Origin of the sequence: Marinovum sp. PR37 (assembly GCF_028807375.1) — a bacterium.
Taxonomy (GTDB): Bacteria; Pseudomonadota; Alphaproteobacteria; order Rhodobacterales; family Rhodobacteraceae; genus Marinovum; species Marinovum algicola.
Map to the genome: position 1 here is coordinate 63,641 of NZ_JARAML010000013.1, position 18,439 is coordinate 82,079.

Below are 18,439 nucleotides of genomic sequence, written 5' to 3' on the forward strand. Positions count from 1 at the left end.
TCCGGGGCTTTTTGCATTGAAGCCCGGGCCGGAAAGCGGGCACAAGGAAACAGAGCCAGAGGAGCGGAGCAGATGCAGATTTTCGTGGGTTTGGGCAATCCCGGCGGGCAGTATGCGGGCAACCGGCACAACATCGGCTTCATGGCGGTCGACCGGATCGCCGAGGCGCACGGCTTCGGCCCGTGGAAATCCCGCTTTCAGGGGCGTGTGGCCGAAGGCCGGCTGGGCGGCGACAAGCTGCTGCTGCTCAAGCCCGACACCTTCATGAACCGCTCCGGCCAGGCGGTGGGCGAGGCGATGCGGTTCTACAAGCTCGCGGCGGAGGACGTCACCGTGTTTCACGACGAGCTTGACCTGGCGCCGGGCAAATGCCGGGTCAAGACCGGCGGCGGCCATGCCGGCCACAACGGGCTGCGTTCGATCCACGGCCACATCGGCGAGGCCTATCACCGGGTGCGGCTGGGGATCGGCCATCCCGGCCGCAAGGAGCTGGTCTCGGGCTATGTGCTGCACGATTTCGCCAAGGCGGATGGCGACTGGCTCGAGCCGTTGCTGACCGGCATCAGCCAGGGCGCCGACGATCTGGCGCGCGGCGATCGGTCGAAGTTTCTCAACGCCGTGGCGCTTCAGGTCGCGCCGCCGCGCAGCTCCACTTCATCCGCGTCCGGGGCGAAGACGCCCCCCCCGGCCAAGGCCGCAGGGCCGGCTGCCGCGCCGGAGGAAGACAGCCGGTCGCCGTTGCAGAAGCTGGCCGACAAGTTTCGCTGAGGCGGGAAAGGACACATCATGGACAAAGACCCTGCGATCAACGTGCTGGGAGAGACCCTTGCGCCCTGCTCCACCCGGCCGCTCACCGGCTATTTTCGCGATGGCCATTGCAACACCTGCGCCCAGGACCGCGGCAACCATACGGTCTGCGCGGTGATGACGGCCGAGTTCCTGGCCTTTTCGAAATACGTCGGCAACGATCTCTCGACGCCGCGCCCGGATTTCGGCTTTGCCGGGCTGGCCCCGGGCGATCACTGGTGCCTCTGCGCCGGCCGCTTCCTTCAAGCGCATGACGAGGGCTGCGCGCCCAAGGTCAACCTGGCGGCAACCCACCGCAAGGCGCTGGAGATCGTCTCGCTCGAGGTGCTGCGGGAGAACGCGCTCGGCTGACGCCCCGCCCTCCGCGCCGGGGCCGCGCGGGCGGCGCTATTCGGGCCAAAACTTCCGGCAGCGCCACAGGCCCGCCAAGAGGCCCCGGGTCAAGCCCGGGGCGCGGGGACGCGTGAGGCACGCCGCAAGCCACCCCCGTCCCGGCCGCCGCGCCGGGACCTCCCGGCTCGCCCACCACGCCCTAGAATGAACGGCAGCGCGACCGGCCTACCAAGAGGCCCCGGGTCAAGCCCGGGGCGCGGGGACGCGTAAGGCACGCCGCAAGCCACCCCCGTCCCGGCCGCCGTGCCGGGACCTCCCGGCTCGCCCACCACGCCCCAGAATGAACGGCAGCGCGACCGGCCTGCCAAGAGGCCCCGGGTCAAGCCCGGGGCGCGGGCCGGTCCTGGCAGCTTACTCGGCCCATTCCCAGGGCCGGGTATAGGCGCCGAGCACATGGCTCACGTCCTCTTCCCTTGCCGTGCCGGATTTGGAAATCCGCGCCACCAGGCCGCGTTTCTTGTCATCGATCACCTCGGCGACATGGGCATCCACCCCGCGCTCGGCCAGCGCCGCGTCATAGACCCGGGTGATCGCCATCTTGCGCAGGTCGGGTTTGAACACCTTGCCCACCGCCGTCTTCGGCAACTCGTCGAGGATCGTCAGATGCTTGGGGATCGCCGCGCGTTCGTGCACATTGGCGCGGCAATGTTCCATCAGCGCTTCCTCGGTGACATTGCCCCCCGCCACCAGCTCGACAAAGGCGCAGGGCAGCTCGCCGGAATGCGCGTCGGGTTGGCCGATGGCGCCGGCCATGGCCACCGCCGGATGCGACAGCAGCGCATCCTCGATCTCGGCCGGATCGATATTGTGACCGCCCCGGATGATCAGATCCTTGGCGCGGCCGGTGATCCAGAGATAGCCATCCGCATCGACCCGCCCGAGATCGCCGGTGCGCAGGTAGATGTCCTCGTGGAACAGCTCGTGGTTCTTGTCTTCCTCGGTATAGGTCGAGCCGGCATAGACGCCGGGGTTGGCGACGCAGATCTCGCCGATCTCGTCGACCGCGCATTCCTCGGGGCCGTTGCCCGCGTGTTTGACGATCTTGACGTGGCAATAGGGCAGCGGGATGCCGACCGAGCCGACCTTCTTTTCGCCCTCGGTGGGATTGACCGACACCAGGCAGGTTGCCTCGGTCAGCCCGTAGCCTTCGATGATCTGCACGTCCGAGGCGCTCTCGAACCGCTTGAACAGCTCCAGCGGCATCGGCGCCGAGCCGGAAAAGGCGGTCTTGACCGAAGAGATATCGGCATCCACCGGCCGTTGCATCAGCGCCGAAACGGCGGTTGGCACGGTGATGATGAAGGTGATCTGCCAGCGTTCGATCAGCTTCCAGAAATTGTCGAAGACCCCTTCGCCGCGATAGCCCTGTGGCGTCGGAAAGACCACCTGCGCCCCGGAACTGAGCGCCGCCATCAGGATCACATGCACCGCAAAGACATGGAACATCGGCAGCGGGCACATGATGCTGTCGGTCTCGTCGAACAGCAGCCGGTCGCCCAGCCAGCCATTGTAGATCATGCCGGAATAGAGGTGCTGCGCCACCTTGGGCATGCCGGTGGTGCCGCCGGTGTGGAAATAGGCGCCGACGCGGTCCTTCTGCACGTCCTCGAAATCCAGCGACGTGTTGTGGCGTGCCAGTTCGGTGACAAAGTTCCGCACCGTGGCGCGGTGCTGGACCGGGTTCTTCGGCCGCACCAGCGGCACGATCCAGCTCTTGGGCGGCGTCAGATAGCCGTTGAGGTCGATCTCGAGCACATCGGTCACCTCGGGCGCGTGGCGCACCGCCTCGGCCACCTTCTGCGCCACCTCGGTCTTGGGAAAGCTTTTCAGCGTGACCACGACCTTGGCCTTGGTCTCCCGCAGGATGGCGGCGATCTGCTCGGGTTCGAGCAGCGGGTTGATCGGGTTGACGATGCCGGCGACCATGCCGCCGAACAGCGCATAAGAGGTCTCGAGGCAGTTGGGCAGCACGAAGGCCACCACATCGGTCTCTTTCACCCCGAGGCCGCGGAACAGGTTGGCAGCCTGGCAAACCTTGCCGTGCAGCTCGGACCAGGAGACCGTCTGCGCCGGATCACCGGACCCCGACATCAGCTGATAGCTGATGGCCGGCCGCTCCGGAAAGCGTGTCTTTACCTTGTCGAGCAAGCCATAGATCGTGACCGGCACGTCGCGGTCGCTCCACGGCATTTCGTTTTCGATCGCGTCGCGGTCGGCAACCGATGCAAATCCCATAAATCTCTCTCCCCTGACCCGTCTTCTGCGGGTTTTTGACATGGCCGACAGGATGCGGGCGAAGCGCGGTTCACGCAAGAGTGACGCACGGTAGCATCAGGCTGAACGCTGCGTCCTTTTGGTGTTATTCTGCCGCGATCCCGTCGGTGAACTGCATCCGCGCCAGCCGCGCATACAACCCGTCCTGCGCCACAAGCTGATCATGTGGTCCGATGGCGACAATGCGGCCCTGGTCCATCACCACGATCCGGTCGGCCTTTTTCACCGTCGCCAGCCGGTGCGCCACGATCAGCGTCGTGCGGTCGCGACTGAGCGCATCGACCGCCTGCTGCACCGCCCGCTCGCTTTCGGCATCCAGCGCCGAGGTCGCCTCGTCCAGCAGCAGCACCGGCGCGTCGCGCAGGATGGCGCGGGCAATGGCGATGCGTTGTTTCTGCCCGCCCGAGAGCATCACGCCACGTTCGCCCAACCCGCTGTCATAACCCTCGGGCAGTTTCGAGATGAAGTCATGCGCGGCGGCGGCGCGGGCGGCGGCCTCGATCTCGGCGTCGCTGGCCTCGGGGCGGCCAAAGCGGATGTTCTCGCGCGCCGAGGCGGCAAAGATCACCGGATCCTGCGGCACCAGGGCGATGGCACGGCGAAAGGCGTCGCGGCGCATGGCCGCAATATCCACCCCGTCCAGGGTGATCCGTCCCGAAGCCGGATCATAGAAGCGCAGCAGCATCTGGATGATCGTCGTCTTGCCGGCGCCGGAAGGGCCGACCAGCGCAACCGTCTCGCCCGGTGCGATGTCGAGCGTGACGTGATCCAGCGCCGAGACATCGGGGCGCTGCGGATAGGTAAAGCTGACCGCGTCGAAGGAGATCGCTCCGCTGACCTTTTCCGGCAGCGGCAGCGGGTCTGCGGGATCGCTCACCGCGTCCTCGGCGTGCAGCAGTTCGACAAGCCGTTCGGTCGCCCCGGCGGCGCGTTGCAACTCGCCGAAGATCTCCGACAGTGCCGCCACCGATCCCGCAACCATCACCGCGTAGATCACGAATTGCACCAGGCTGCCGGCGCTCATCTCGCCGGCGCGCACGTCGCGGGCGCCGATCCAGAGCACGCCGACCACGCCGGTAAAGACCAGAAAGATCACAATGGCCGTCATCAGCGACCGGGTGGTGATCCTGCGTTTGGCCGCGTCGAGCGATTTGTCGGTCACCTCGGAAAAGGCCCGCCGGGTCAGCACCTCATGGGTAAAGGCCTGCACCGTCTGCACCGCGCTCAGGCTCTCGGAGGCGCTGCCCGAAGAGGCGGCGATCCAATCCTGGTTTTCGCGGCTCAGCACCCGCAACCGGCGGCCGAGCGTCAGGATCGGCACCACCACGGCGGGCACGATCAGCAGCACCAACCCGGTCAGCTTGGGTGAGGTCAGCAACATCAGCCCCATGCCGCCAAAGAAGATCAGCACGTTGCGCAGGGCGATCGAGATCGACGAGCCGATCACCGACAGGATCAGCGTGGTATCGGTCGTGATCCGGCTGACCACCTCGCCAGTCATGATCTTTTCGTAGAACGCCGGCGACAGGCCCATCACCCGGTCAAAGACCGCCTTGCGGATGTCGGTCACCACCTGTTCGCCCAGCCGGGTGACCAGCGCATAGCGCAGCGCCGTGCCGATGGCGAGCGCGGCGGCAATGCCCAGCGCCGCGCCGAAATAGAGATCGAGAAGCGCGCCATCCTCGGCGCGGAAATTGTCGACCACCCGGCGCACGGCGAGCGGCAGCGTCAGCGAGATGCAGGCGGTGGCCACCAGCGCCAGGATCGAGGCCAGAAGGAGCCCGCGATAGGGCCTGAGAAACGGCCAGAGCGCGCCCAATGCGCCGATGCGTTTCGACTTGTCCCGCTCTTCCTGCGGCTGGCCCAATCCACGCGGCATGTGGCGCTCCTAGCTGTTCCGGCAAGGGTGTATTGAATAGCACGACAAGGGGCAAGAGAGCCCGGGCGATCTGTCGCGCCTGGCAGGACGGGTCCGGAGCGTGTCGGGAATTCTTTGGAGCGGGCGACGGGAATCGAACCCGTATCTCTTGCTTGGAAGGCAAGGGTCTTACCATTACACAACGCCCGCTCGGCAGGAGTGGTGATTAAATCACCCCGGCAGACAGGTCAACCGGAACCGGCAAGAATATCTCGCGCCCGGCCACGGGCCGCTCAATCGTCAAACGGCTCGATCAGCTCCGGCCCGCCGGCGCGGTTGGAATTGACCTTCGGATCAACGCGATAGAACTCCAGCACCGCGTCATCGGCAGGCTGCATCAGCGGCGCCGCACCCTTGCCCGCCTCGCCCAGCCAGAGCGGCCAGTCGGCCGGCTCGAGCACCACCGGCATCCGGTGATGGATCGCCTGCATCTTGGTATTGGCGGCGGTTGTCACGATGGCGCAGGTCCGCAAGGCCTCGCCGTCGCGCGCCCAGTCCTGCCAGATGCCGGCAAAGGCCAGCGTGTCGCCATCCGCCCGCCGGATGTACCAGGGCAGCCGGTTGCCGTCGCCGTCCTTGGTCCATTCATAGAAACCGGTGACCGGGATCAGGCAACGCCGCGCACGACAGGCGGCACGAAAGGCCGGCTTGTCGGCGATGGTCTCGGCGCGGGCGTTGATCAGCAGCGGGCCGTCGGTCGGGCTCTTGTACCACTGCGGCAGGAAGCCCCAGCGCATCGGCGCCAGCCGCCGCTGGCCTTCTTCGGCCCGCACCGTGGCGATCCGGGTCGTCGGGCAGACGTTGTAATCGGGCACCTCGGGCAGGTCGTTCGCCGGCAGAGCATCGAACAGCTGCGCCATGGCATCGGTCGGAAGGGTCACGGCGAAACGGCCACACATCGCGGCTACCTCAGGAAATTGGAATAGAGCAGCAGGCCCCAGCGCGTCAGCCCCTCGGTTGCCCGCGCCCAGAGCGCCGCGAACCGCGCGTCGTCCAGCCCCGCACTGCCGGCGATCTCGCCCAGGGCCCGCTTGCCGTTGATCTGCGCCAGAAGCTGCGCCGCCTCGCGCGGCAGCTTCAGCTCGGTCCGCGCCCCGCCGGACGTCACCGGCACCGGTCGCCCCGCGGCCACCGCCTTGGCCAGGGCCCCGGGCGCCACCCCGATCAGATGCGGCACCAGCGCCGGGTCACGGCCGTCCGCCACCCGGCCCGCGGCCGTGCCCGCGGCCACCGCATAGGCGATATGCACCCGCATGGTGCCCGCCAGCTTCTCGGCCAGCGCCATCCGCGCCACCGGGTCCATCGCCTTGGGCACCGGCGCGAACCGCCCTGGATCATAGGCCGCCGGCGGCGTGAAGGACGACAGCGCCCAGCCGGTCCGCTCCAGCGTCGCCACCAGTTCGGCGACGTCATAGGCCCGATCCTGCCCATGCAGCAGCAGATCGTAGAACCCGGCGTCCGACGCCCGGTGATCGCCCAGATGCGGGTTTCGTTTGAACGGATGGCCCTCGGGCAGCCGGTCAAAGGCCGCCCGGGCCGCCTTCAGCCGCTTTCTCGGCGGCAGATCGGCAAAGAGCGCCGCAAAGGCCTCTTGCAGGGGGTACACCCCGGTTCGGCCGTAAGGCGCATAGACCATGAAGCCCATGCCGCCGCCGGGTGCCAGCGCCGCGCGCAGGGCGCGAAAGCCGGCATCGGGATCGGGCAGATGGTGCAACACCCCGCAGCAATCGATGTAGTCGAAGGCGCCAAACTCTGCCGCATCGAGCAGGCTGCTGGTGTGAAAGGTGATCGAGGTCAGCCCCCGCACCCTGGCCCGCGCCTCGGCCACCCGGCGCGAGGCTGTCGAGAGATCGAGGTAGACGATCTCATGCGGGCGCCCCAGCAGCTTCAGATAATGGCCGATCTGGATCAGCCCGTCGCCGGTGCCGCCGCCCGCCACCAGCACCCGCAGCGGCTGACGCCAGTCGCGCTTGCCGGCAAAGACATAGTGATCCAGCTCCACCGGATGCGATGGCGATCCGGTGATCAGTCTTGTGCGCTCTTCCGCCGGGTCCCGTTCGGGATAGGGAAAGGCCTCGTATTGCTCTTTGACGGTGACCATGTCTGCCCCTGCTTGCCCGCACGTCCCGGTTTGCCCCGCCACAGGGATTTTCTCAAGCCCGCTTCGACGGGCGCCCAGGCCGGCGACCGGGGTTGGCAGTGTCTTTGAAAGGGACGCCCGCCTAGCGATACGCCTTGCGGGCCAGCTCGATGCGGGCTTCCATCATCGACATCTCCTTGAGGATGTCCTGCCGCCGGCTGCGGTCGCCGGTGTCGCGCAGTTCCGCGCGCAGCCGCGACAGCTCGCGCGAGAGGTTGACGAATTCCGGCGCGCCGCCGCTTTCCTTCACCAATCGATTGAGCAGTGCGTTTTCGGGATCGTCGCAGGGCGGCAGGGGCTTGCCCGCGCCCGGCAGTTTTTCAAAGGCGCCCTGCGCCTCGGCCTCGCGGATGCGGGCGGAAATCAGATCGATCAGCGGATGGTCCATCACCGAAGTTTCGCCTATCCGGCAGGCCCCCGCAAGACGGCATGGCAAGGGGTGGCGCCGGTGACGGCGCCACCCCGAGGCTCATTTCGCCGTGATACGCCCGTCGGTATAAGGCGTGTAAGGGCCCTGCTCCGCCAGGTACTCCGCCGTCACGTCGGCCAGGTCGGGGCCATAGTCATAGGCATTCTCGGCATCGACGAACATCCGATAGCCGTCGCCGCCATTGCGCACGTAGTTGTTGGACACCACGCCATAGGTCTTGTCCAACTCGATCGGCGCACCGCCGACCATCACGTCGGACACCCGCTCGCCCGCCGGGGCGGCAGCGTCGAAGGCAAAGGTCAGCCCCGCAACCTGCGGGAAGCGGCCGGCGCCTTCCTCGATCTGGCTCACGCCGTTTTCCAGCGCCTCGACCATGGTCGCGCCGGTAACCTCGAAGGTCGACAGCGTGTTCTGGAACGGCAGCACCGTCAGCACCTCGCCCATGGTCACCTCGCCGGCGTCGATCGAGGCCCGCAGACCGCCGCTGTTGGCAATGGCGATCTCGATGCCCTGATCGGCCACCCGGTCCAGCATCGCATCGGCGACCAGATTGCCCATCGGGCATTCCATCGCGCGACAGACCGACCGGTCGCCCTCGATGGCCTCGGCGGCCTCGGCCACCACCTTGTTGCGGATTTCCTCCAGCGGCAGGGCGGCCTCGGCGATGCGCGCCGCCACCGCCTCGTCGGCGGTGACCGAGGCATCCATCAGCAGCGGGTTGCCGCTGGCCTCGGTGACATTGCCCGCGTCGTCGAAGGTCACGTTGAGCTCGCCCAGGTATTTGCCATAGGCATAGGCCTGCACAATCTGCACCCCGTTGACGACCGTGGGGTACGGGCCATCGGCATTCTCGTCGTCATTGGCGAGATAGGTGTTCGAATGGCCGCCGACGATCACATCGACGCCGGTGGTGTTCTCGGCCACCTGCTGGTCGACCTTGTAGCCCGAATGCGACAGGACGATGATCTTGTTCACGCCCATCTCGGTCAGCTTGTCGACTTCGCCCTGGACCGCATCGGCGGGCGGGGTGAAGGTGATGTTCGGGCCGGGGCTCGCCAGTTCGTGAGTATCTTGCGGCGTCAGGCCGATAAAGCCGATCTTCTCGCCGCCCTGCTCGATCACCGTGGATTTCTGCAAGACATCGACCAGCAGCGGCTCGCGGCTGACATCGGCGTTGGACATCAGGATCGGAAAGTCGATCGCGTCCATGAAGCCGCGCAGCACCTCGGGACCGTCATCGAACTCGTGGTTGCCCACGGTCATCGCGGTATAGCCCATCTGGTTCATCATCTCGGCGGCGAGCTTGCCCTTGTAATAGGTATAGAACAGCGTGCCCTGGAACTGGTCGCCGCCATCCACCAGCACCCAGTTGTTGCTGCGCGCCTTGGCGTCGTTGATCGCGGTCATCAGCCGCGCCGAACCGCCGAAGCATTTGCCCTCGGCGTCATCCTCGGCCGAACAGCCGCTGTCATACTTGCTGATCGGCTCGAATCGGGCGTGGAAATCGTTGGTGTGCAGGATGGTCAGCGCATATTCCGCGCTGGCGACACCTGCGCTCAGGGCAAGCGCGGCGGCGCTTGTCAAAAGACGAACAGACATGACTTGGAACCTCTCCGTTGGTTTTATGCGATGATGCTGCATCGGGACCGGGGCCTTGTCAAAGCCTACGCAGGGCCACCCGGTTACGGCAGCACCGGATGGCGCATCCATTGCGCCGAAATGCGACAGGCGGATGACAGCGCGAGGCTCTTGACCCGGCGCACCCGGCGCGGGATATGAGCGGCCATGCTGATCTATAAAATCTTCCGGGCCGATGAATGGGCCGCTCTGGTGCGCGACGGAGAGACCTCCGGCGCGCCCATCGATGTGGCCGACGGCTACGTGCATTTCTCGACCGCCCAGCAGGTGCAAGAAACCGCCGCCAAGCATTTCTCGGGCGAGCAAGGCCTGCTTCTGCTGGCCTGCGACAGCGCCGCGATGGCCAAGGACATCACCTGGGAGCCGTCCCGCGGCGGCGCGCTTTTCCCGCATCTTTACAGAAAGTTGCGCCAATCCGACGTGCTCTGGCACCGCGATCTGCCCTGGCGCGACGGCGGACATGTCTTCCCGGAGGACCTGGCGTGAGCCTGCTCGAGACGCTGGGCCTTCGGGCGCTCTACCGGCTCGATCCGGAAACCGCCCACGGGCTGGCGATCCGCGCGCTGCAACTGGGCGTGACGCCCGCCCCCGGGCCGCTGAGCACACCGCGCCTGCGCACCGAGCTTGCCGGGCTGGCGCTGCCCAACCCGCTGGGCCTCGCCGCCGGATTCGACAAGAACGCCACCGCGCTGGCCGGGCTCGCCCGCGCCGGCTTCGGCTTTGTCGAGGTGGGCGCCGCGACCCCCCTGCCCCAGCCCGGCAACCCCAGGCCACGGCTGTTTCGCCTGACCGAGGACGGCGCGGCGATCAACCGCTTCGGGTTCAACAATGACGGTATGGAGGCCATTGCCGCGCGGCTTGCGAAACGGCCGCAGGGCGCGGTGATCGGCCTCAACCTCGGCGCCAACAAGACCTCCGAGGACCGTGCCGCCGATTTCGCCAAGGTGCTGGGCCATTGCGGCCCGCATGTGGATTTCGCCACCGTCAATGTCAGCTCGCCCAACACCGAACGGCTGCGCGATCTGCAAGGCCGCGCGGCGCTGATGGCGCTGCTAGCCGGGGTGATGGAGGTGCGAGCCGCGCTGGCGCGCCCGATCCCTGTGTTCCTGAAAATCGCCCCCGATCTCGACGATGCGGCACTGGCCGAGATTGCCGACGTCGCCACCGCCTCGGGAATCAGCGGCATCATCGCCACCAATACCACCCTCGATCGCGATGGGCTGCGGTCGCCGCATCACGGCGAACAGGGCGGTCTTTCCGGTGCGCCGCTGTTTGCCAAGTCCACCCGCGTTCTGGCGCGGCTGGCCGATCTGACGGAAGGCACGGTTCCCCTGATCGGCGTCGGTGGCGTCGCCTCGGCCGAACAGGCCTATGCCAAGATCAAGGCAGGCGCGAGCGCGGTGCAGCTTTATACCGCGCTGGTCTTTGGCGGGCTGTCGCTGGTGCAGGAGATTGTCACCGGACTGGACCGGTTGCTCGAAAAAGACGGCTTCGGCAACGTCTCGGAGGCCGTGGGCAGCGACATCAAGACCTGGCTGTAAATTCTGTGATTAAGTCGCATATGATGTCCGAATAAGACAAGCGTACGGTGAAACCTGTGTGTAAAACGAAGGTATCTGTTCGATATCTCTGCACAATTCGCGCATTGCAAGCCGTACATCCGCCGATATCAATCGCTTAAAACCCTGTCACAACAGGGCTTTGCAAACCTCTGAAATCAAACTTGTATCCCGTCCTGGAAATGGTCCGTCAGGACGGGCCGATCATGAAGCAGGAGATATTGCGCGCTTGCAGCCGCCGGCAGGCCAGATCGGCGGTTTCGCGCGACAGCCCCATGAAGTTGGCGTCAAAGCCGGAGCTCCGCCGCACCACCTTGCGCAGCGCGCCGTCCAGAGTGGACATTTCAGTCAGCGCGGTTTTCAGCAAAACCTTTTCCGCCGCAAAACTCGAGCCATAGCGGCCGATGTTGATGCCCCAGTGCCGGCCGCCCGAGGTCGAGACGCGGGTGATGATCTCCTGCACCTGTTCGCGCACCACCGGATCAGGGGCCGGGGCGGTGACGGCGCCTGCGCTGGCCAGGACAACCGGCCGCGGTTCGGGGCGCACGGCGGGCGTCTCGGCGATATCGGCCAGTGACGCCTTGGCTACCTTGGCCGCGGTGGCTTCGGCAACCGCGTCGGCCACCCCCTCCTTGACCGCGGCGACGATGGTCGCCTCGGGGATCTTGATCGCCGCGCCGGGCCGCGCCCGGGGCCGCAGGCTGCGCACCACGGCGAGCTTGACGGCAATGGTCTTGCCGGCGGCGGGCCGCGCGCCATTGCCAAGCGAGGCGACGGCGACATCGTTGCCGCCGGTGACCAGCCCCTGATTGCCGCGATACTGCGGCCGTCTGGGTTTGTTCAGCGCCACACGGGTCGGCGCGCGATTGAACCCGAGGTCCAGCAGCTCGGCAACGCGGGCGTTGCGCGTCGTGGTCGAGCGGCCGCCAAAGACCGTGGCGATCACCCGTTCGCGGCCGCGTTCGGCCGAAGCGACAAGGTTAAACCCGGCGGCGCGAGTATAGCCGGTCTTGATGCCATCGGCGCCCTTGTAGGCCGACAGCAGGCGCGAGTTCGTGTGGCTGACGTTCCGCACGCCTGCATCCGCCGTCTTGCGGCTGAACAGGTTGTAATACATGGGAAAATCATAGATCACATGCCGCCCGAGGATGGTCATGTCGCGGGCGGTGCTCAGGTGGCCGTCTTCGGTCAGCCCGTGGGCGTTCTTGAAGGTGGTGCGGGTCATGCCCATGGATTTCGCCGTGCGGTTCATCCGCAGCGCAAAAGCAGCCTCGGAGCCCGAGATCGCCTCGCCGATCGCGGTGGCCGCGTCATTGGCCGATTTGACCGCCGCCGCGCGCACCAGATAGCGCAGCTTGATCTTCTGCCCGGCCCGAAGACCCAGTTTCGACGGCGGTTCCGACGCCGCCTTGCGCGAGATCGTCACCACGGTGTCCATCGAGATTTCGCCGTTTTGCACCGCCTCGAAGGTGACATAAAGAGTCATCATTTTGGTCAGCGAAGCGGGATGCAGACGGGTATTGGCATTTTCGGAATGCAGGACCTTGCCGGACCGGGCATCCATCACCATCGCGGCATAAGGCGCCGCCGCAAGGCTGAGCGGGAGCACCACGCACAGCCAGATCAATGCAATACACAGGACGCCCAGGCGGGCGGACTCGACGTTCCGGACCTTCACGATAAAACTGCCTTTTGCCTCGTGCCGCCAGTATTCTGTCAGTCTGGTCAGCTTTTTATTAACCGTAGCTTATCATATGAAGTTCTTTCTTTAAACCCTTAACTATCAACGGATTTTACCAAAAGCGCTTTCATTTCCTCATATATCTTGGGGGTACTTGCGATGCGGTTACTAAACCAGCCATTGTGGCGGGAATGTGGCGAATCCTGTCATTGTCCGGCAAGGCGCGCGGCTCCGCGGGCCCGCTATCGAAATCGCGGAAAGCGCCGCCGCCCTCTTTTCTATAACGCGCAGCGCGTTATATAGAGGGACCGACCCGATCTGCACCAAGCTGGACGCGACCGACAGATATGATCACATCGCCCGTATTGATGGCACGCCCCACCGTGTCTCAGGACAAGGACGACGATGCCGACACCGGTATCGCGGTCCAGACGCGTCCCAAGACCAAGCGGCCGCCGCTCTACAAGGTGCTGCTGCTCAACGACGATTATACTCCGATGGAGTTTGTCGTGCATGTGCTCGAGCGATTCTTCGGTTTGAACCATGCCCAGGCCTTCGAGATCATGCTGACGGTGCACAAGAAGGGGATTGCCGTGGTCGGTGTCTTCAGTCACGAAATCGCCGAAACCAAAGTGGCCCAGGTGATGGATTTTGCCCGCCGGCACCAGCATCCGCTGCAATGCACCATGGAAAAGGAATAGCCGCGCCCCGCTGCGCGCCGCTGACATGGCTTCCTCCCGTCTCTCCCTAGCGCTGGCCGAGGCCGCGATGCCCGCCGACGGCCGCATCGCCGTCTTTGCCCCCACCGCGGATACCGATCTTTCTGCCCTGCCCCGCGACCGGATGCAGGTGATCAGCCGCGCGGCCGAGGTGCATGACGCGCTGACCGGCATCGATTGCGTGACGCGGGCCGAGGGGCCCTACGCCGGGGCCGTGGTGATCGTGCCGCGCGCCAAGGCCGAGGCGCGCGCGCTGCTGGCCGAGGCGGTGCGCCATTGCCCCGAGGGGCCGATCCTCGTTGACGGGCAAAAGACCGACGGCGTCGACAGCCTGTTCAAGGCCTGCCGTGGCCGGGTCGCGATCACCGGGCAGATGACCAAGGCACATGGCCGGGCCTTCTGGTTCGCGGCGGCGCCGGTGTTCGACGACTGGCAGGCCGCGCCGGGCACAGCCGATGGCTTTCGCACCCTGCCCGGCGTCTTCTCGGCCGATGGGGTCGATCCGGCCTCGGCGCTTCTGGCCGCGCATCTGCCGGCAAAGCCGGGGCGGCACGTGGCCGATCTCGGCGCCGGCTGGGGCTTTCTGGCGGCAAGGGCGCTCGAGTCTCCCGCGATCGAAGAGCTGCATCTGGTGGAAAGCGACGCGGCGGCGCTGGACTGCGCGCGCCACAATGTCACCGATCCCCGGGCGCGGTTCCACTGGGCCGACGTGCGCCGCTGGGAGCCGCCGGTGCTGTTCGACACGGTGATCACCAATCCGCCCTTTCATCAAGGGCGCAAGGGAGTGCCGGAACTGGGCCAGAGCTTTATGGCCACCGCGCGCCGCATCCTGCGGCCCGCCGGGCGGCTGGTGCTGGTGGCCAATCGCCACCTGCCCTACGAGGCCACGCTTGACGCCGCTTTCGGCAAGGTCGAGGAAGTGGCAGGCGATGGAAAATTCAAGATATTGCAGGCGTCACGCCCCGCTCGCGGCCACCGCTGAGACGGATTAGGCTGGCGCAAGGGAATCAGGAGCGACACATGGGTTTCTCGATCGAAGGCAAGACCGCCATCGTGACCGGGGCGGCCAATGGCATCGGGCTGGCCATCGGGCGGCATTTCATCGACAAGGGCGCCAATGTGGTCTTTGCCGACATGGACGAAGCCAAGCTGGCCGACGAGGTGGGTGAAACCAAGGATGACGGCCCGGCGCGCTATTTCGCCGGCGACCTGCGCGAAAGGCTGACGCTGGCCAATCTGCTCTCGGCCACCCTCGACGCCTTTGACCGGGTGGATATCCTGGTCAACGGCAGCCGGCAGATCCTCTCGTCCGATCCGCTCGACATGGACGACGAAACCGTCGAAACTTTGTTGCAGCAGAACCTTTTGACCTCGCTCCGGCTGTCGCAGCTGGTTGCCCGGCGGATGATCAAGCAGGGCGAAGGCCAGGAAGAGGGCCAGCTCGGTTCGATCGTCAATGTCTCGTCGATTGCGGCGCGGCGGACGCATCCCGAGCTTCTGGCCTATTCGGTCTCGACCGCCGCGCTCGACCAGATGACCCGCTCGCTGGCGGTGGCGCTGGCGCCGCATCGCATCCGGGTCAACGGCGTGGCCTTCGGCTCCGTGATGTCGGCCAGCCTCAAGGGCGCGCTCAAGGAAAACCGCGAGTTCCGCAGCGAGATCGAGGACAACACGCCGCTGGGCCGCATCGCCTCGCCGGGCGAACTGGCCGAGGCGACGCAATTCCTGGCTTCCGAGGGCGCCGGATTTGTCACCGGGCAGATCATGACGGTGGATGGCGGGCGCACGCTGGTTGACCCGGTGACCGCGCCGGCGCATTGATCCCGACAGACGAGATCGGCGGATCGGGCTGACGGGGGCGCCCTGCCTCCGTGGCCCCGTGCGGCTGCGGCCCTGCGACAACCAGACAAGAGACCCGGGCAGGACGAAGGGAAGAGGCGATGACGGAAGACTTTGCAGCCGAAAAGGCGCAGGCCTCGGCCTGGTTTCGCGATCTGCGCGACGGGATCGTGGCTGCCTTCGAGGCCCTGGAAGAAAGCCATGAGAACGGCCCCTTTGCCGATCTGCCGGCCGGGCGGTTCGAGGTGACGGAAACCACCCGGGCGTCCGACGATGGCTCGGATGCCGGGGGCGGGCTGATGAGCGTGATGCGCGACGGCCGGGTGTTCGAGAAGGTCGGGGTCAATGTCTCAACCGTCTATGGCCAGCTTGGCGCGGCGGCGCAGGCGTCGATGGCGGCGCGCAAGGGGCTGCCCGGCATGGCCGAGGACCCGCGGTTCTGGGCATCGGGGATCAGCCTGGTTGCGCATATGCGCAACCCGCATGTGCCGGCAGTGCATATGAACACGCGGATGTTCTGGACCCCGCATGCCTGGTGGTTCGGCGGCGGCTCCGACCTCAATCCTTGTATCGAATATGTCGAGGACACGGCGCATTTCCACGCCGTGCAAAAGGCGCATCTCGATCCGCATGGCGAGGGCGAATACCCGCGGCTCAAGGAATGGGCGGACGAGTATTTCTACATTCCCCATCGCAAGCGGGCGCGGGGCGTCGGCGGCATTTTCATGGATGACCGGTGCAGCGGCGACTGGGCGGCGGATTTCGCGCTGACGCAGGATATCGGGCGGGCGTTTCTGCCGGCCTATCTGCCCCTGGTCGAAAAGCGGCGCGAGATGGCCTTCGGCACGGCGGAGCGTGAGCAGCAGCTCATCCATCGCGGGCTTTATGCCGAATACAACCTGGTCTACGACCGCGGCACGAAGTTCGGGCTGGCCACCGGGCACGACCCCGATGCGGTGTTGATGTCGCTGCCGCCCTTGGCGAAATGGGTGTGAGGGGCGTTCGGGCTGTGCCGGGCTGAAGCCCGGCCGACCAGCGCGTGACGCCGGGCCCGACGTGACCCCGTCCCGGGGGTGCCCCGGGACCTCACGGTCAGCTCTGCCGCGAGAGGCCCCGGCGCGGGGGCCGGGGCGCGGCTCTCTGCCACTCACGCGTCGCGCCATTCCCCCGGCCGCAATCCACCCAGATGCCAGGGGCCGATCTGCGCCCGGATCAGGCGCAGCGTGGGGTGGCCGACATGGGCGGTCATGCGGCGCACCTGGCGGTTCTTGCCTTCGGTGATGGTCAGCTCGAGCCAGCAATCGGGCACCGATTTGCGAAACCTGACCGGCGGGTCGCGGTCAAACAGTGGCTGTGGCGCCTCGATCCGGCGGGCCTTGGCCGGCCGCGTCTTGCCGTCCTTCAGCGTAACACCCCGGCGCAGCGCTTCGAGCGCCTCGGGCTCCGGCAGGCCTTCGACCTGGACCCAGTAGGTTTTCGGCTGCTTGGCCCTGGGATGGGCGATGCGGTGTTGCAGCTTGCCATCGTCGGTCAGCAGCAACAGCCCTTCGCTGTCGCGATCCAATCGACCGGCGGGATAGACCCGGGGCACATCGACAAAGTCCGAGAGCGTCGGGCGCGTCGTGCCTTCGGTACCCTTGTCGGTGAACTGCGACAGCACGCCGAAAGGTTTGTGAAACAGGATCAGCCGCGTCATCGCCGCTCCGCAAAGAAGGATTTGAGCAGGGTTTCCGCCGCCTCGGCGGCAATGCCGTCATACACCTCGGGCGCGTGATGCGCCTGGGGATGCGAGAACACCCGCGCGCCATGCGCCACGCCGCCCGATTTCGGGTCCGAGGCGCCGTAATAGACCCGGGCGATTCGCGCCGCGGCGATGGTGCCGGCGCAGATCGCGCAGGGCTCCAGCGTCACATAAAGCGCATGGCCCACCAGCCGTTCCGAGCCCAGCGCGGCACAGGCGGCGCGAATGGCCAGCACCTCGGCATGGGCGGTGGGATCGCAGAGCTCGCGAGTGCGGTTGCCGGCACGGGCCACCACCGTGCCGTCGGGCGCCACCACCACCGCGCCCACCGGCACCTCGCCGCGCCGGGCGGCGGCACGCGCCTCTTCGAGGGCCAGGTCCATATGGGAACGGAAGGTCATGGCCTCTCTTGCCCGCTTGCGTGCAAAGGCGCAACTGACTAAGGCTGCGGCATGGCTCAGAAACCCCCTGAAGGCGACCGGATCGCCAAGGTTCTTGCGCGCGCGGGCATCGCCTCGCGGCGCGAAGCGGAACGCATGATCGAGGCCGGCCGCGTGCGCGTGAACGGCGAGATCATCGCCCGGGCCGCGCTCAACGTCACCGGCAAGGACAAGATCGAGGTCGACGGCAAGCCGCTGGATGCGCCCGAGCCCGAGCGGCTCTGGCTCTATCACAAGCCGGCCGGGCTGGTGACCTCGCACAGGGACGACCAAGGGCGGGCGACGATCTTTGACGAGCTGCCGGAAGACCTGCCGCGCGTGATGTCGGTCGGCCGGCTCGACCTCAATTCCGAAGGCCTGCTGCTGCTGACCAATGACGGCGGCATCAAGCGCAAGCTCGAGCTGCCCTCGACCGGCTGGCTGCGGCGTTACCGGGTGCGGGTCAAGGGGCGGCCCACCGACGCGCTGCTCGAGCCGCTGCGCAAGGGCGCCCATGTCGACGGCACCGATTACCTGCCGATGATCGTCTCGATCGACCGCCAGCAGGGCGCAAACGCCTGGCTGACCGTCGGGCTGCGCGAAGGCAAGAACCGCGAGATCCGCCGCGCCATGGAAAGCATCGGCCTCAGCGTGAACCGGCTGATCCGGGTGTCTTACGGCCCGTTCCAGCTTGGCCAGCTCAAGCCCGGCGAGGTCGAGGAGGTGCGCAGCAAGATCCTGCGCGATCAGCTTGGCCTCGACGGTGCCAAACCCGACCGCCCGAAACCGCAGCGCACCCGGAGAAAGCGCATTCGCTGAGACCGCAGGGACCTTTTTCCCCCTGCCTGTCGTTGTTCATTCATGAGATTCTGCGTTATGCA

18 protein-coding genes and 1 tRNA gene are annotated in these 18,439 nt (G+C 66.5%); 9 read left to right on the forward strand and 10 right to left on the reverse strand.

Translation table 11 applies throughout. The annotated features are described in order from the left end of the window. The first annotated feature begins 72 nt into the window (after positions 1-72). Entirely contained in the window at positions 73-768 is a 696-nt protein-coding gene (gene pth, locus PVW49_RS12530) for an aminoacyl-tRNA hydrolase (protein ID WP_074838963.1), read from the forward strand. Between the two features lie 18 nt (positions 769-786). Then, positions 787-1,158, forward strand: a complete 372-nt coding sequence (locus PVW49_RS12535; RefSeq protein ID WP_048532525.1) for a DUF2237 family protein — start codon at positions 787-789, stop codon at positions 1,156-1,158. A gap of 393 nt (positions 1,159-1,551) precedes the next feature. Here the strand turns inward: PVW49_RS12535 and PVW49_RS12540 are convergent, their stop codons facing one another. The 7 genes from PVW49_RS12540 to PVW49_RS12570 all read right to left on the reverse strand — a co-directional run bounded on the left by PVW49_RS12540 (position 1,552) and on the right by PVW49_RS12570 (position 9,561). Beyond that, positions 1,552-3,435: an acyl-CoA synthetase gene (locus tag PVW49_RS12540; RefSeq protein ID WP_274590688.1), complete on the reverse strand. Its 1,884-nt coding sequence runs from the start codon at positions 3,433-3,435 to the stop codon at positions 1,552-1,554. A 124-nt stretch (positions 3,436-3,559) separates the two neighbouring features. Next, complete coding sequence (locus PVW49_RS12545) at positions 3,560-5,353, reverse strand: ABC transporter transmembrane domain-containing protein (protein WP_048532527.1); 1,794 nt, start codon at positions 5,351-5,353, stop codon at positions 3,560-3,562. A gap of 115 nt (positions 5,354-5,468) precedes the next feature. Further along, positions 5,469-5,542: transfer RNA gene (locus PVW49_RS12550), tRNA-Gly, on the reverse strand. Positions 5,543-5,625: 83 nt separating this feature from the next. After that, the gene (locus PVW49_RS12555; RefSeq protein WP_074838957.1) at positions 5,626-6,291 is read right to left on the reverse strand and encodes an SOS response-associated peptidase; all 666 of its coding nucleotides are present in this window, start codon (positions 6,289-6,291) and stop codon (positions 5,626-5,628) included. A 5-nt stretch (positions 6,292-6,296) separates the two neighbouring features. After that, complete coding sequence (locus tag PVW49_RS12560; RefSeq protein ID WP_274590689.1) at positions 6,297-7,493, reverse strand: class I SAM-dependent methyltransferase; 1,197 nt, start codon at positions 7,491-7,493, stop codon at positions 6,297-6,299. Between the two features lie 121 nt (positions 7,494-7,614). After that, positions 7,615-7,920 (reverse strand): J-domain-containing protein, encoded by a 306-nt coding sequence (locus PVW49_RS12565; protein ID WP_274590690.1) that lies wholly within the window; start codon positions 7,918-7,920, stop codon positions 7,615-7,617. Positions 7,921-8,001: 81 nt separating this feature from the next. Then, positions 8,002-9,561 (reverse strand): bifunctional metallophosphatase/5'-nucleotidase, encoded by a 1,560-nt coding sequence (locus PVW49_RS12570; protein ID WP_274590691.1) that lies wholly within the window; start codon positions 9,559-9,561, stop codon positions 8,002-8,004. Between the two features lie 186 nt (positions 9,562-9,747). Between PVW49_RS12570 and PVW49_RS12575 the strand changes: the two genes are divergently transcribed. Both PVW49_RS12575 and PVW49_RS12580 read left to right on the forward strand, forming a co-directional pair. Further along, a complete protein-coding gene (locus tag PVW49_RS12575) occupies positions 9,748-10,086 on the forward strand; it encodes a DUF952 domain-containing protein (protein ID WP_074838951.1) in 339 nt (112 codons plus the stop codon). Continuing rightward, entirely contained in the window at positions 10,083-11,141 is a 1,059-nt protein-coding gene (locus PVW49_RS12580) for a quinone-dependent dihydroorotate dehydrogenase (RefSeq protein ID WP_274590692.1), read from the forward strand. The genes PVW49_RS12575 and PVW49_RS12580 overlap by 4 nt, the downstream gene beginning before the upstream one ends. Before the next feature lie 208 nt (positions 11,142-11,349). Here the strand turns inward: PVW49_RS12580 and PVW49_RS12585 are convergent, their stop codons facing one another. Then, positions 11,350-12,837: a D-alanyl-D-alanine carboxypeptidase family protein gene (locus PVW49_RS12585; protein WP_371398793.1), complete on the reverse strand. Its 1,488-nt coding sequence runs from the start codon at positions 12,835-12,837 to the stop codon at positions 11,350-11,352. A gap of 350 nt (positions 12,838-13,187) precedes the next feature. Here PVW49_RS12585 and clpS point away from each other — a divergent pair, with 350 nt between their 5' ends. The 4 genes from clpS to hemF all read left to right on the forward strand — a co-directional run bounded on the left by clpS (position 13,188) and on the right by hemF (position 16,393). Next, a complete protein-coding gene (gene clpS, locus PVW49_RS12590; protein ID WP_048532537.1) occupies positions 13,188-13,541 on the forward strand; it encodes an ATP-dependent Clp protease adapter ClpS in 354 nt (117 codons plus the stop codon). Between the two features lie 25 nt (positions 13,542-13,566). Continuing rightward, on the forward strand, positions 13,567-14,541 hold the full coding sequence (locus PVW49_RS12595) for a class I SAM-dependent methyltransferase (protein ID WP_074838943.1): 975 nt from the start codon (positions 13,567-13,569) through the stop codon (positions 14,539-14,541). Positions 14,542-14,579: 38 nt separating this feature from the next. Next, entirely contained in the window at positions 14,580-15,380 is an 801-nt protein-coding gene (locus PVW49_RS12600) for an SDR family NAD(P)-dependent oxidoreductase (protein ID WP_048532540.1), read from the forward strand. Positions 15,381-15,499: 119 nt separating this feature from the next. Then, on the forward strand, positions 15,500-16,393 hold the full coding sequence (hemF, locus tag PVW49_RS12605) for an oxygen-dependent coproporphyrinogen oxidase (protein ID WP_274590693.1): 894 nt from the start codon (positions 15,500-15,502) through the stop codon (positions 16,391-16,393). Positions 16,394-16,545: 152 nt separating this feature from the next. Here hemF and PVW49_RS12610 read toward each other — a convergent pair whose 3' ends face one another. Continuing rightward, entirely contained in the window at positions 16,546-17,094 is a 549-nt protein-coding gene (locus PVW49_RS12610; RefSeq protein ID WP_074838938.1) for a pseudouridine synthase, read from the reverse strand. Next, positions 17,091-17,540, reverse strand: a complete 450-nt coding sequence (locus PVW49_RS12615) for a nucleoside deaminase (RefSeq protein WP_274565936.1) — start codon at positions 17,538-17,540, stop codon at positions 17,091-17,093. The genes PVW49_RS12610 and PVW49_RS12615 overlap by 4 nt, the downstream gene beginning before the upstream one ends. 51 nt (positions 17,541-17,591) lie before the next feature. Here PVW49_RS12615 and PVW49_RS12620 point away from each other — a divergent pair, with 51 nt between their 5' ends. After that, positions 17,592-18,377: a pseudouridine synthase gene (locus PVW49_RS12620; RefSeq protein WP_048532546.1), complete on the forward strand. Its 786-nt coding sequence runs from the start codon at positions 17,592-17,594 to the stop codon at positions 18,375-18,377. Positions 18,378-18,439 lie beyond the last annotated feature (62 nt).

Bases quoted from the DNA above. Each gene is read 5' to 3' on its own strand.
- pth (WP_074838963.1), top strand. From the start codon at position 73: ATGCAGATTTTCGTGGGTTTGGGCAATCCCGGCGGGCAGTATGCGGGC.
- PVW49_RS12535 (WP_048532525.1), top strand. From the start codon at position 787: ATGGACAAAGACCCTGCGATCAACGTGCTGGGAGAGACCCTTGCGCCC.
- PVW49_RS12540 (WP_274590688.1), bottom strand. From the start codon at position 3,435: ATGGGATTTGCATCGGTTGCCGACCGCGACGCGATCGAAAACGAAATG.
- PVW49_RS12545 (WP_048532527.1), bottom strand. From the start codon at position 5,353: ATGCCGCGTGGATTGGGCCAGCCGCAGGAAGAGCGGGACAAGTCGAAA.
- PVW49_RS12555 (WP_074838957.1), bottom strand. From the start codon at position 6,291: ATGTGTGGCCGTTTCGCCGTGACCCTTCCGACCGATGCCATGGCGCAG.
- PVW49_RS12560 (WP_274590689.1), bottom strand. From the start codon at position 7,493: ATGGTCACCGTCAAAGAGCAATACGAGGCCTTTCCCTATCCCGAACGG.
- PVW49_RS12565 (WP_274590690.1), bottom strand. From the start codon at position 7,920: ATGGACCATCCGCTGATCGATCTGATTTCCGCCCGCATCCGCGAGGCC.
- PVW49_RS12570 (WP_274590691.1), bottom strand. From the start codon at position 9,561: ATGTCTGTTCGTCTTTTGACAAGCGCCGCCGCGCTTGCCCTGAGCGCA.
- PVW49_RS12575 (WP_074838951.1), top strand. From the start codon at position 9,748: ATGCTGATCTATAAAATCTTCCGGGCCGATGAATGGGCCGCTCTGGTG.
- clpS (WP_048532537.1), top strand. From the start codon at position 13,188: ATGATCACATCGCCCGTATTGATGGCACGCCCCACCGTGTCTCAGGAC.
- PVW49_RS12595 (WP_074838943.1), top strand. From the start codon at position 13,567: ATGGCTTCCTCCCGTCTCTCCCTAGCGCTGGCCGAGGCCGCGATGCCC.
- PVW49_RS12600 (WP_048532540.1), top strand. From the start codon at position 14,580: ATGGGTTTCTCGATCGAAGGCAAGACCGCCATCGTGACCGGGGCGGCC.
- hemF (WP_274590693.1), top strand. From the start codon at position 15,500: ATGACGGAAGACTTTGCAGCCGAAAAGGCGCAGGCCTCGGCCTGGTTT.
- PVW49_RS12610 (WP_074838938.1), bottom strand. From the start codon at position 17,094: ATGACGCGGCTGATCCTGTTTCACAAACCTTTCGGCGTGCTGTCGCAG.
- PVW49_RS12615 (WP_274565936.1), bottom strand. From the start codon at position 17,540: ATGACCTTCCGTTCCCATATGGACCTGGCCCTCGAAGAGGCGCGTGCC.
- PVW49_RS12620 (WP_048532546.1), top strand. From the start codon at position 17,592: ATGGCTCAGAAACCCCCTGAAGGCGACCGGATCGCCAAGGTTCTTGCG.